The 12,552-nt window shown below is 63.3% G+C and carries 11 protein-coding genes; all 11 read left to right on the top strand.

Features of this window, described 5'->3' with window-relative positions; translation table 11 throughout:
• The first annotated feature begins 13 nt into the window (after positions 1-13).
• The 11 genes from LDN75_RS10725 (at position 14) to uxaC (ending at position 12,409) form a co-directional block, all read left to right on the top strand.
• The gene (locus LDN75_RS10725) at positions 14-1,684 is read left to right on the top strand and encodes an acyltransferase (RefSeq protein WP_223937257.1); all 1,671 of its coding nucleotides are present in this window, start codon (positions 14-16) and stop codon (positions 1,682-1,684) included.
• Positions 1,685-1,734: 50 nt separating this feature from the next.
• A complete protein-coding gene (locus tag LDN75_RS10730; protein WP_223937258.1) occupies positions 1,735-3,024 on the top strand; it encodes an ABC transporter substrate-binding protein in 1,290 nt (429 codons plus the stop codon).
• 33 nt (positions 3,025-3,057) lie between these two features.
• Positions 3,058-4,011, top strand: coding sequence for a sugar ABC transporter permease (locus LDN75_RS10735; RefSeq protein WP_223937259.1), 954 nt, complete (start codon positions 3,058-3,060; stop codon positions 4,009-4,011).
• Positions 4,008-4,928 carry a carbohydrate ABC transporter permease gene (locus LDN75_RS10740; RefSeq protein WP_223937260.1) on the top strand — a complete coding sequence of 307 codons (921 nt, stop codon included), beginning with the start codon at positions 4,008-4,010 and terminating at the stop codon, positions 4,926-4,928. The genes LDN75_RS10735 and LDN75_RS10740 overlap by 4 nt, the downstream gene beginning before the upstream one ends.
• Before the next feature lie 26 nt (positions 4,929-4,954).
• Positions 4,955-5,578 carry a Poxvirus protein I5 gene (locus LDN75_RS10745; protein WP_223937261.1) on the top strand — a complete coding sequence of 208 codons (624 nt, stop codon included), beginning with the start codon at positions 4,955-4,957 and terminating at the stop codon, positions 5,576-5,578.
• 52 nt (positions 5,579-5,630) lie between these two features.
• Positions 5,631-6,635 carry an acetylxylan esterase gene (locus tag LDN75_RS10750; RefSeq protein WP_223937262.1) on the top strand — a complete coding sequence of 335 codons (1,005 nt, stop codon included), beginning with the start codon at positions 5,631-5,633 and terminating at the stop codon, positions 6,633-6,635.
• A gap of 96 nt (positions 6,636-6,731) precedes the next feature.
• A complete protein-coding gene (gene manD, locus LDN75_RS10755) occupies positions 6,732-7,943 on the top strand; it encodes a D-mannonate dehydratase ManD (protein WP_223937263.1) in 1,212 nt (403 codons plus the stop codon).
• A complete protein-coding gene (locus tag LDN75_RS10760) occupies positions 7,940-8,905 on the top strand; it encodes a sugar kinase (protein WP_223937264.1) in 966 nt (321 codons plus the stop codon). The genes manD and LDN75_RS10760 overlap by 4 nt, the downstream gene beginning before the upstream one ends.
• 53 nt (positions 8,906-8,958) lie before the next feature.
• Complete coding sequence (locus LDN75_RS10765; protein WP_223937265.1) at positions 8,959-10,374, top strand: mannitol dehydrogenase family protein; 1,416 nt, start codon at positions 8,959-8,961, stop codon at positions 10,372-10,374.
• Positions 10,367-11,005, top strand: a complete 639-nt coding sequence (gene eda / locus LDN75_RS10770) for a bifunctional 4-hydroxy-2-oxoglutarate aldolase/2-dehydro-3-deoxy-phosphogluconate aldolase (RefSeq protein WP_223937266.1) — start codon at positions 10,367-10,369, stop codon at positions 11,003-11,005. The genes LDN75_RS10765 and eda overlap by 8 nt, the downstream gene beginning before the upstream one ends.
• A gap of 3 nt (positions 11,006-11,008) precedes the next feature.
• Positions 11,009-12,409 carry a glucuronate isomerase gene (gene uxaC, locus LDN75_RS10775; RefSeq protein WP_223937267.1) on the top strand — a complete coding sequence of 467 codons (1,401 nt, stop codon included), beginning with the start codon at positions 11,009-11,011 and terminating at the stop codon, positions 12,407-12,409.
• Positions 12,410-12,552: the final 143 nt, after the last annotated feature.

Genomic DNA, 12,552 nt, shown 5'->3' on the forward strand with positions numbered 1-12,552 from the left:
ATGCGGAGACACGATGAATCCCGACCACGCCCTGGGCTATGACTACTCACCCTGGACCTTCTGGCCCAACGCATCCGAAGCGGACGGCCACGCTCAATTGGAACACCAGAAGCGGCTCGCGGAGCAGGACAGCGTCGTCATAGGCGAGCAAGCCTTCATCTCACCACTGGCCATGGTGGACCCCGACACCCTGACCATGGGCTCGCGCTCACTGATCGCCGCACACGCGTACGTGACCGGCACCATTGTGATGGGCGAGGACTGCACGGTAAATGCTTTCACCGTTGTCCGCGGGAACGTCACCATGGGAGACGCCGTCCGAGTCGGTGCCCACACCTCAATCCTCGGGTTCAACCATTCCATGGATCCCGCCGAACCGGTTTTCAAGCAGCCGCTGACCAGCAAGGGCATCCACATCGGCGACGATGTCTGGATAGGTTCAAACGTGGTGGTGCTGGACGGTGTAACAGTGGGGTCGCACGCTGTCCTTGCGGCAGGCGCCGTCGTCACCAAAGACGTTCCCGATTGGGCAATCGTCGGAGGAAACCCAGCCCGATTTATCCGTGACCGCAGGACAACGGCGAGCACACGTGCTGCCGGTGACAACATCAACCAGCAGCTGGCCGATTTCGCCGAGAGGGCGCGAAGGGAACTCCCAGGGCTCGTCAACCGGGGCTGGGACGAAAGCATCGGGCAGGGACGATACGTTGACAAACCCGGAGCAGGACCCACCGTCCGTGCCCACTGCGATGCAATCGAACTCTACGATCTCCTGCACCGCTCAAGCCCGCCCCAGCTGTCGCACGAAGACCACGTCCAAACACTCGTCGCCCTCCAGGACCCCCACACCGGCCTTGTTCCCGAATACGGGCCGGATGGGCTCCCGAGCAGCGCCGGGCTGTCGTTGGGCAACGGGCCTGTTCCCTACCACATCCTCTCCGTCGGGTACGCCCTCGACCTGCTCGGCTCCCGCTTCCCGCACCCCATCCGGGCCGTTGCCGACCTGTCCGCCAACGAACTCGTGGGCGCACTCAACGCCCTGCCCTGGCGTAAGGAAGCCTGGGAATCAGGTGCTTGGGTCGACGCTTGGGGAACCGCGGCCTATTGGAATCTCGCCCAGGGCATCACGGGAGCAACAGGATCACTAGAAGCGCTCTTTGGCTGGCTCATCACCCGGGTGAACAGCGCCACGGGAACATGGGGCACACCCCGCGACGACACACGACTCAAGATCGTCAACGGCTACTACCGGCTCACACGCGGAACGTTCGCGCAGTTTGGGATCCCCGTTCCCCACGCCGAGAACCTGATCGACACAGTGCTCCTCCACGGCGCAGACCCGCGCTACTTCGGCACGGGAAAACAGAATGCCTGCAACGTCCTTGACGTCATCCATCCGCTCTGGCTCACGCGTAAACAGACGGATTACCGGGGGAACGATATCCGCGACTGGGCCAGAACCCAGCTTTCGGATACCCTCACGCGGTGGCATCCCGGCGCCGGAATGGCGTTCAGCGTCTCTCCTGGGGCGGACACTCAAAACGAGCCCGGGCTTCAAGGCACGGAAATGTGGCTGGCCATCATCTGGTACCTCGCAGACACCCTGGATGCCGCCGAAGCACTCGGCTACCGACCACGAGGCGTACACAGGCCTGAGCCAGCGTTATTGCTGCCTGCACTGTAGGCACAAACAACCGAAATAACCACCCACATCATTTGAGCAAGGAGGCTCCTGTGATCAACAGAAGGTATTTCCTCACAACAGTCGTCGTCGGCACCGCATCTGCCGGCATCCTGGCGGCCTGCGGAACCGGACCCAATAACTCAGGACAGACCGGATCTGCCGAGAATCCCGTCACCATCCGGTACACCTGGTGGGGCAACGACGACCGGGCCGAGCGCACCCGCAAGGCAATTGCCCTCTTCGAGTCAAAGAACCCAGACATCAAAGTCAACGGCAACTTCTCCGACGGTGCGAGCTACTTTCAGCAGCGAGCCACCGAGGCCGCCGGCGGCGGCCTGCCCGACGTCATGCAATTCGACCTGATCTACCTGCGCGACTACGCCCAAAGGAACCAACTCCTGGACCTGGGCACAGTCAAGATCGACACCAGCGGCTTTGAAAAGTCCCTGCTGCCCTCCGGACAGGTACGGGGAAAGACCTACGGCATCCCTAACAGCACCAATGCCTTTGGCGTGTTCTACGATCCGGCAAAGCTGGCATCCCTGGGCGTGAAAGCGCCAGACGGAAACTGGAACTACGACCAATACAAAGCATTCCTCCGTGACGTCGGAAGCAAAGGTGGGGGAGCGGTGTACGGCTCCGCGGACTTCACGGGGATCTGGTGGATGTTCAACATCTGGCTGCGGCAAAACAACATCGAAGCCTTCACCTCGGATGGCAAGCTCGGTTTCGCCAAGGACGACCTGAAAAAGTGGTGGAGTTTGACCGCGGACCTGCGGGGAACACCGGCCATCGTCTCCGAAGAACGCGTCACCCAGGTCGCACCCAAATCCCCGTTCGGGGCTGGCCTCACAGCGTCGGAAATGTACTGGGATAACCTCATGGCTGGCTACATGGCCGACAGCGGCGCCAAGGAACTCAAGCTCCTCCCGGTCCCATCAAACAACCCGGACAATCTGGGCCTGTTCCTCAAACCCTCACAGTTGATGGTGGCCAGCGCCAAGACCAAGTACAAGGACGCTGCGGCCCGGTTCATCAACTTCATGGTCAACGACCCCGAAGTTGGGGACATCTTCAAGACCTCACGCGGTATCCCCGCCTCCAAGGGCCAACGCGACGGCACCACCTACAGCGGCACAGACACCGCGGTGGTCGACTACGAAAAATCCATAGAGAAATACCTTAAGGACGCTCCCGAACCGCCCATCGTCGGCTTCGGCACGCTCGAAACATCCTTCAAACGGGTCAATTCCGACCTGAACTACGGCAAATTAACTCTGGACGGGGCCGTCAACGCCTGGTTCAAGGAAGCCGAAGACCTCATCAAGCAGAACGCCTGATCCCTTGGCATTCACAACTGACGGAAAGAACTCGTGACTTCAAGCCCAACCCTGTCCCGGCGTGCGGTGTCATCCAAAGCCCCGCTCCCGCGCAAGTCGCGGCAGCGGGCTGCGGATGCCCGTGCCGGCTACACGTTCCTGCTGCCCTGGCTGCTGGGATTCATCGCCCTGACCGTGGGCCCGATGATCTCCTCGCTGTACCTCTCCTTCACCAACTACAACCTCTTCGAAGCCCCCAAATGGATCGGCTTCGACAATTACGCCACGCTGTTCCAGGACGAACGGTTCCTGCAGTCCGTCGGCGTCACCGTGGGCTATGTAGTCTTCGGCACCCCGCTCAAGCTCGCCGCCGCGTTGGCCGTGGCCATGTTGCTCAACAGCAAGCGCAAAGGACAGGGCTTCTACCGGTCAGCGTTCTACGCGCCGTCCCTTGTCGGTGCCAGCGTGTCGATCGCGATCGTGTGGAAAGCCATGTTCGGCGATTCGGGTCCGGTGGACCAGGGCCTGTCCTTCTTCGGCATCAACCTCGGCGGCTGGGTAGGCAACCCGTCCATGACCATGCCCATGTTTATCCTGCTGACCGTGTGGCAGTTCGGGGCTCCGATGGTGATCTTCCTGGCGGGCCTGAAGCAGATTCCCGCCGATCTCTACGAGGCCGCGTCCATGGACGGCGCGGGTCCGGTCCGGAAATTCTTCAACATCACCTGGCCCATGCTTTCCCCGGTGATCTTCTTCAACCTGCTCATGGAGACCATCCACGCGTTCCAGATCTTCAACTCTGCCTACATCATCTCCAACGGCGAAGGCGGTCCGGCAGGGTCCACCCTCTTCTACACCCTTTACCTGTACCTGCGCGGTTTCAGCGATTTCCGGATGGGCTACGCCTCAGCGATGGCCTGGCTCCTCCTGATTGTGGTCGGCATCCTCACCCTGATCATCTTCCGCACGTCCAAGTCCTGGGTCCACTACAGCGGTGATTCGAAATGACAACCATGACCACTCCAACCCCATCCAAGTCAGCAACCCCACCGCCGTCCGTCTACAACCCGAAATCCGAATCCATGGGCATGAAACGGACCAAGAGCGTGGCCTTCCATGCGGTGGCCCTTATCCTCACCGCCATCGTCCTCTACCCGGGGCTGTGGATGATCGCCTCGTCGTTCAAACCGAACTCGGAAATCGGCGGCGCGAACACGTCCCTGTGGTCGGCCAACTTCAGCTTCGACAACTTCGTCACCGCCATGGACGGCATTGGTGGCGTGTCCACCCTGACGTTCTTCACCAACTCCTTGGTCCTGGCCGTGGGCGCGGTGGTGGGCACGATCCTCTCCGCCAGTATCTCCGCCTACGCCTTCGCCCGGATCAACTTCCCGGGCCGCGGGCTGTTCTTCGGCATGATGATCGCTACCTTGCTCCTGCCGTTCCACGTGGTGATCATCCCGCAGTACATCATCTTCCAGCAGCTTGGCTTGGTGGACACCTATGTTCCGCTGCTGATCGGTAAGTTCCTCGCAGCCGACGCGTTCTTCGTCTTCCTGATGGTCCAGTTCATGCGAGGCCTCCCGGCCGAATTGGACGAAGCGGCGCGCATCGATGGTGCCGGGCACGTCCGGATCTTCGGGTCCATCATGCTGCCGCTGATGAAGCCGGCCCTGATCTCCACCTCGATCTTCTCCTTCATCTGGAGCTGGAACGACTTCCTGGGCCCCCTGCTGTACCTGAACACTCCCGAGAAGTACCCGTTGCCCCTGGCTCTGCGGCTCTTCGTGGACCAGACCCAGAGCTCCGACTATGGCGCCATGATCGCCATGTCCGTGCTGGCACTGCTGCCCGTGCTGGTGTTCTTCCTGGTGTTCCAGCGCTACATCGTCGAAGGCGTCTCGACCCAAGGCCTCAAAGGCTAAAAAGTCCGTTGCTCCCGAGGAAGACAATGACCATCATGGACACCACCACACCCAACCACCACGAACCCATCCCTGTGAACCGGTTCGCCCTGTTCTCCGAGACTCTGCTGGCGGGGCTGCTCGTGCTGGTGCTGTCCGCTCCACTGGTTACGATTCCTGCCGCCTACGCAGCGGGGATCGCCCACCTCGAACGCCACCTCGAAGGCCGCGACGATTCCGTCCGCGGGCTCTGGGGAACTTTCCGGGCTGCTCTGCCGGGCAGCTGGAAACTTGGCCTGATGACGACGGCTGCCGCCGTGGTGATTGTCCTCAATCTCTTGCTGGCCTGGGTAGGCCAGCTGCCCGGCCGGGAGGTGGTCCTCCCAGCAACGCTGATGCTCGCCTGCTGCGGGGCCATCCTCCTGCTCCGCACCGCGGCCGCATGGTCCGATGCCAGCGAGGAACACAGCCAGCCGCGGGAGGCATGGAAGTCCGCCCTCGAATTCGGCAAAGCCTTGGCTCTCAAAGACTGGACCGGTTCGCTCCTGCTCGCCGGTGCCCTCCTCAGCGCTGTCGTCTTCGTCTGGATGCTGGTGGCGCTCTTCGTAGTCGTCCCCGGCACCCTCATCCTCGCCGCCGCAGCCATCAAACTCCGCGCACGCCGGGCCTGAACCCTGCCGCGTACTCTCAGCAACATCATTCAAGAGAATGGATCTTCAACCGATGCCCTTGTTCGAAAAAGACCCCGACCAGCTCAGGCAGTACGAATCTGCCGTTGCGCCTCCAGCGGATTTCATCGAATTCTGGGAGCGCACCATCGCCGAAGCCCGTGAGCATCCCCTGAATGCGAGATTTGAACGGGCGGAAAACCACCTCACGGTCATCGACACCTACGATGTGTCCTTCGCTGGCTACGGCGGCGCGCCGATCAAGGGATGGCTGCACCTGCCAGCGGGAACGGACCCCCGCAACCCACTGCCGGTGGTTATCCAGTACGCGGGCTACGGGGGAGGCCGTGGACTGGTCAACCAGAACACCCGCTGGGCCCAAGCAGGCTACGCGCACTTCATCATGGACACCCGTGGTCAGGGCTACGGTGGCGCATATGGGGAAACCCCGGATCCGCACCCTTCCGCAGGCGGGAACAACTATGCCGGACTGATGACGCGCGGTATTCACAGTCCGGATGAATACTTTTATCGCCGGGTCTACGTTGACGCCTTCCGTGCCGTTGAGGCAGCCCAGTCCCACCCGGCCATTGACCCGGGCCGGGTGATTCTCTCCGGAACCAGCCAGGGCGGAGGCATCACGGTTGCTGTTGCAGGTCTGGCGGCGGGCAGGCTGGACGGCATCGTCGCGGCCCACATCGACGTTCCCTTCCTGCAGGACTTCCCACGGGCAATCGACATCACGCCTAGAGGCCCGTATCCGGAAGTCGCCTCATTTCTCGGCAGGCACCGGAACGAGTACGAATCGATTCTGACGGTCCTGAACTACTTCGACGGAGTCAACCTCGCAAGGCTGGCCGCGGCGCCCGCCCTCTACTCGGTAGCCCTCATGGACGACGTCTGCCCACCCTCAACTGTTTTCGCAAGCTACAACGCGTACGGGACGGATAACCCCGGCGTCCCGAAAGACATCGAGGTCTACCGCTTCAACAACCACGAAGGCGGCCAGGAACACCAATGGATCGTTCAGCTCAAGCACCTGCGGAAGATCCTCGGCTGACGGCTTAGAGAACACCAACTCGAAGTAAGTGCCGGTGACGACCCGACGGCACTTACTGCGCTCTACCTGACCACCGCAGACTCCTGAAGGATCCCAGTGAAAATCACAGACGCACGGATTGTGGTTTCGTCACCAGGACGAAACTACGTCACGCTCGTTATTGAAACCGAGGACGGCATCACCGGCATCGGAGACGCCACCCTCAACGGCCGTGAACTGGCAGTGGCCTCGTACCTGTCAGATCATCTCTGCCCGCTGCTGATCGGCCGAGATGCCCGCCGCATCGAGGACGCCTGGCAATACTTTTACAAGGGCGCCTACTGGCGCCGCGGCCCGGTGACGATGACCGCGATCGCCGCCATTGATGTGGCCCTGTGGGACATCAAAGGCAAAGCCGCCAACATGCCCGTTTACGAACTCCTCGGCGGCGCCGCGCGCGAGGGTGTCATGGTCTACGGCCACGCCAGCGGCACTACCCTGGACGACCTCAGCACTGATTTCCAGCACCACCTGGACCTGGGTTATAAAGCCATCCGCGTCCAGGCTGCCGTACCAGGGCTGGACAAGACCTACGGCATCGCCCCCGTTGACGGGAAGCTTTATGAGCCCGCAAGCAGCAATGTTCCGCAGGAAGACACGTGGGAAACCACGGCCTATCTGGATTTCGCTCCGACGATGATGGCTCACGTCCGGGAACAGTTCGGCTATGGCGTTCACGTCCTGCACGACGTCCATCACCGCCTGACGCCAATCGAGGCGGGACGTCTGGGCGCTGCCTTGGAGCCGTTCCGGCCGTTCTGGATGGAGGACCCCACACCGGCCGAGGATCAGTCCGCATTCCGGCTGATCCGTCAGCACACGACGACGCCCGTCGCGGTGGGGGAGGTGTTCAACTCCATCTGGGACTGCCAGCAGCTCATCACCGAACGCCTGGTCGACTACATCCGCACGTCCGTGTCGCATGCGGGCGGCATCTCCCACCTGCGCCGGATTTTCTCTCTCGCTGACCTGTACGGAGTCCGCTCCGGTTCGCACGGCGCCGGAGACCTGTCGCCGGTCTCCTTCGCCGCCGCGCTCCACGTAGACCTGAGCATCCCCAACTTCGGCATCCAGGAATACATGGGCCACCGGGATCCCGCCGGTGAAGTCTTCAAGACCACGCATTCCTTCAATGACGGCTACATGCACCCCGGCGACGCCCCCGGCATCGGCGTGGAGTTCGACGAGGAAGCCGCCGCCCGCTTCCCCTTCGACCCCAAATACCTGCCCGTCAACCGACGCCTCGACGGATCGGTACACGACTGGTGAACACAGCCCACAACACCTTCGACGTGGTGGTGATGGGGGAGATTCTCGTCGAAGTCTCCACCGACATGCCCTTCGCCCACGGTGTCCCTGCCCAGCTCGGTATCTCCGGCGACGCGCTCAATGTCGCCGCCGCCGCGGCGTCCGCCGGCGCCAGGGTGGGCCTGCTGTCCGTCCTCACCGACGACGATCTAGGGCAGATGATCGCTGCCCGGATTGCCGAGCTCGGTATCTCCACCGACCTCCTGACGTTCCGCAAAGGCCAGCAGGGCGTCTACCTGGTGCACATTGACCCCAACGGTGAGCGGGAGTTCTCCTACGCCCGTGGCGGCAGTGTCGGCTCCACGCTCAGCCCGGAGGACATCGATCCGGCAGTATTCGAGGCCGCGGGCGCCGTGGTGGCGGGCGGCATCGCCTGCGCCATTTCGACGACGTCCCGCGCCGCCGTTGTCAAAGCTGCCTCTCTGGCGCAGCGCTTCGTGTTCGACCCCAACTACCGCCCCCGGCTCACCACGGCGGAAAACGCAGCGGCAGCGCTCACCGAACTCGCGCCCCAGGCTTTCCTTGTGACGCCGTCCCATCCTGGCGAAACCAGATCACTCCTGGGCGCTTCATCCCCGCAAGACGCGGCCGCCAAGCTGCGGTCGCTGGGCGCGCAGTTTGTTGCTGTCACCTGCGGCGCCGAGGGCGCCCAGCTCGAAGCGGCGGGGGAGTCGACGTGGGTTCCGTCGGTTCCAGCTCCGGCAGTCGTTGACCAGACCGGCGCTGGTGACGCGTTCGTGGGCACGCTCACGGCCCGGCTGGTCCTCGGAGATGACTTCCCGACGGCGGCACGTTATGGTGCGGCCGCGTCCTCCCTTGTGGTGGGCGGCAAGGGTGGGACTGGGTTCATTCCCACGTTCGAACAGACCAGCGCGCACGCCTCAGGCAGCTACGTGGAAAGGACCGTGTCATCGCACGCCTAAGTCGTTCAACATTGGCAGGCGCCGGTCACACTGCGGTACTGCAGCACCGAAAGATGCAGCCCGGAATCGTCCATCTGGGTTTGGGCGCCTTCGCCCGCGCCCAAACCGCTGTCTACACCGAGGACGCCATGCTCGCCGGCGGCGACTTTTCGTGGGGGATCGTCGGCGTCACCCAGCGTTCGGCCACCGTTGCCCGGCAGCTTGCGCCCCAGGATGGTCTCTTCACGGTCGTCGAAAAGGGAGAATGCGCCGCTCCGCTGCGCGTCGTATCGAGTATCGTGGAAACCATCTCCGGCCGGGACAACCCGCAGGACGTTGTGGACCGGATCGCCGCAACCACCACACGCATCGTCACCCTCACCATCACCGAAAAGGGCTACCGATTCGATCCCCGCACCGGCTCCCTGGACTTGGCAGACCCCGAGGTGCAAGCCGACCTGGCCGGCAGACCACCGCTGACCGCCATCGGCCAGATCGCCCGCGGCCTGCAGCAGCGCTCCCGCACGGGAGCCGGCCCTATCACTGTCCTGTCCTGCGATAACCTCCCGGCCAATGGCGAACTCACGGCCACGCTGGTCCGTGGCTTCGCGGCGGGCTTGCCAGATCCTGAACGCGCTCCCCTTTTGGCCTGGCTGGACGGAAACGCCACCTTCCCCAGCACCATGGTGGACAGGATGGTCCCGGCCACCACCGAAAGCGACCTTGACGCGGTCGAACGCGAACTTGGCCTGCGGGACGAAGCCGCAGTGGTTGCCGAACCGTTCAAGCAGTGGGTGATCGAAGACAACTTCGCATCAGGACGCCCACCTTGGGAGGACTCCGGCGCCCTGTTTAGCACCGAGGTTGCCGCTTGGGAGGCGGCCAAGCTGCGTCTGCTCAATGCCAGCCACTCCATGCTGGCCTACCTCGGCCTCGCAGTGGAGAAGGAAACCATCAACGACGCCGTCGCCGAAACCGCTCTCTTCAAGGCCACACGGAGCATGATCCTCACAGAGGCCCTGCCTGCGATCACCCTGCCGGAAGGACTGGACGGCGAACGGTACTGCGAGGAGGTGCTGCGCCGCTTCGCCAACCCAGCGCTAGGACACACCACCGCGAAAGTAGGTAGCGACGGCTCCCAAAAGATCGGACTACGCCTGCTCCCCACCCTCCGCGGCACCTTCGACGCCGGGAGGGAACCGCGCTGGGCAACCCTCGCTGTTGCCGCGTGGATGTACCGTGTGGCCACCGCCGCGCCGACGGACTTGAACGATCCGCTGGCCGCCCAGCTTCAAAGCGCCCTGCCCGCCACCCGCACCGCCGATACGGTGGTTCCCGCGCTGCTGGGCTTCAGGCCCATTTTCGACCAAGACTTGGCAAGGAATGAACGGCTATCGACGCTGCTGCTGCACTGGTACCGCATCCTGCACGATGCCGAGACCATTGACGACAGGCTGAGAAGCCTGGGAAACGAGATCAACCATGGCTGACGCATCCAGTGTTCTACCCATCTCGCCGGTCATTCCGGTGGTTACCATCGACGATCCCCAGGACGCTGTCCCGCTTGCCCGGGCCCTGGCCAATGGCTGTGTCAACATCATCGAGCTCACGCTCCGGACCGGTTCCGCGCTGACGTCGTTAAAGCTGATCGCCAAAGAAGTGCCGGACATCGTCGTGGGCGCCGGCACCATCCTTACACCGGCGCAGGCCGACGAGGCCGTGACCGCAGGCGCACGGTTCCTGGTCAGTCCTGGCATCACCCCCGCCCTGCTCGCCAACATGCTGTCCTTGGAAGTCCCGCTCCTCCCTGGTGTGGCAACAGTGGGAGAGGTGATGACTGTCATGGAACAAGGCCTGAACACCATGAAATTCTTCCCCGCTGGACCGGCCGGAGGCCCCGACTACCTGGCAGCCATCAGCGCACCCATTCCGCACGTTCAGTTCTGCCCGACCGGCGGGATCACTCTTGGAACGGCGCCCCACTACCTGAAGCTGCCAAACGTCTCCTGCGTCGGAGGCTCTTGGCTTACCCCGGCGGAAGCCGTAGCGGCCAAAAACTGGGACCGAATCACCCGTCTCGCCAGCCAAGCCGCCGCACTAACCTCTGGCCAGGAAGGCTGACCCATGTCACAGTCCATTGCCGCACACCCTGACCGGCTCCTGCCCGCTGATCCCGGGACGCGCAGCATCGCGCGGTCCTTGCTGGAACGCGTCCAGGACCTGCCCATCATCTCCCCGCACGGCCACGTTGACGCCGCAGTCATCGAGCAGAACACGACCTTCCCGGATCCCGCCGCACTGCTGGTGAGCCCGGACCACTACGTCACCCGCCTGATCCACGCCGACGGTGTCCCGATGGACCAACTCCATGCCAGCGGCTCCCAGGATTCCCGCGAAGTCTGGCGCCGGTTCGTCGAAGCCTGGCCGCTCTTCGAAGGGACCGCCTCCGGTTACTGGCTGCGCACCCAGCTCGAGCAAGTGTTCAAGCTCGGCGCGGACCTCGGCCAACTGTCCGCAGATGCCAGCTACGACGCGATTTCCGCCAAGCTCGTTGAGCCGGATTTCCGCCCCCGGCAGCTCTTCAAGGACTTCAACATCGAGGTCTCGGCCACCACCGATGATCCGCTGGACAACCTCGCAAGCCACAAGGCCTTGACCGAGGATCCCAGCTTCAACGGCCGCGTCCTGCCCACGTTCCGTCCGGACGCCTACCTCAACATCGCCCACCCGTCGTGGGCGTCAAACGTGGAACGGCTGATCGAAACCGCAGCCGACGGCGCAACAGGCTACGCCGGCTACATCGCGGCCCTGGAAAACCGCCGTCGTTATTTTGTGGACCATGGCGCGGTGTCCGCGGATCATGGCGTCCGCACTCCGGCGACGCTCAAACTGGACGACGCCGAGGCCGAAGCCCTGTTCGAGAAGGCCCGCGCCGGCAAGGCCACAGCCGGGGACCGGGACGCGTTCGAGGCACACATGATGTACCAGATGGCGCAGATGTCCGTGGAGGACGGGCTGGTCATGACCATCCACCCGGGCTCGTACCGCAACCACCACGGCCCCACGTTCGAGCAGTTCGGCGCGGACACCGGCCACGACATCCCCTTCGCCATCAACTACACCGAAGCCATCCGCCCGCTGCTGCAGGACTTCGGCACGGCCAAGGACTTCCACTTGGTCCTGTTCACCCTGGACGAGACCGCCTTCTCGCGCGAATTGGCGCCGCTGGCAGGCTTCTACCCGTCCGTATACCTGGGCGCGCCGTGGTGGTTCCTCGACGCTCCGGACGCCATGCTGCGCTTCCGCTCGGCCGTGACGGAGACTGCCGGTTTCTCGAGGTCCTCGGGCTTTATCGATGACACCCGTGCTTTCTGCTCCATCCCCGCCCGCCACGACGCCTCCCGCAGGATCGAAGCCTCGTTCCTGGCCCGCCTCGTCGCCGAGCACCGCGTGAGCGAGGACCGCGCACACGAGCTGATCCTCGACGTCGTCGATGGATCCCCGCGGAGGGTGTTCAAGCTGTGACCACTCACGCTCACCATGACCCAACAAAGCGATATGCCCAAACCCAACGAATAGCACTGAGCTACCAATCGAAATTGGGAAGCCCCACCACCAAATCGTGGAAGGCCACGATGAGCAAAGGAGACCACATGGCCGCACAGCAT

The sequence above is a fragment of the Arthrobacter sp. StoSoilB5 genome (assembly GCF_019977235.1).
Lineage (GTDB): Bacteria > Actinomycetota > Actinomycetes > Actinomycetales > Micrococcaceae > Arthrobacter.

Bases quoted from the DNA above. Each gene is read 5' to 3' on its own strand.
- uxaC (WP_223937267.1), top strand. From the start codon at position 11,009: ATGTCACAGTCCATTGCCGCACACCCTGACCGGCTCCTGCCCGCTGAT.
- LDN75_RS10765 (WP_223937265.1), top strand. From the start codon at position 8,959: ATGCAGCCCGGAATCGTCCATCTGGGTTTGGGCGCCTTCGCCCGCGCC.
- LDN75_RS10740 (WP_223937260.1), top strand. From the start codon at position 4,008: ATGACAACCATGACCACTCCAACCCCATCCAAGTCAGCAACCCCACCG.
- LDN75_RS10750 (WP_223937262.1), top strand. From the start codon at position 5,631: ATGCCCTTGTTCGAAAAAGACCCCGACCAGCTCAGGCAGTACGAATCT.
- LDN75_RS10725 (WP_223937257.1), top strand. From the start codon at position 14: ATGAATCCCGACCACGCCCTGGGCTATGACTACTCACCCTGGACCTTC.
- eda (WP_223937266.1), top strand. From the start codon at position 10,367: ATGGCTGACGCATCCAGTGTTCTACCCATCTCGCCGGTCATTCCGGTG.
- LDN75_RS10745 (WP_223937261.1), top strand. From the start codon at position 4,955: ATGACCATCATGGACACCACCACACCCAACCACCACGAACCCATCCCT.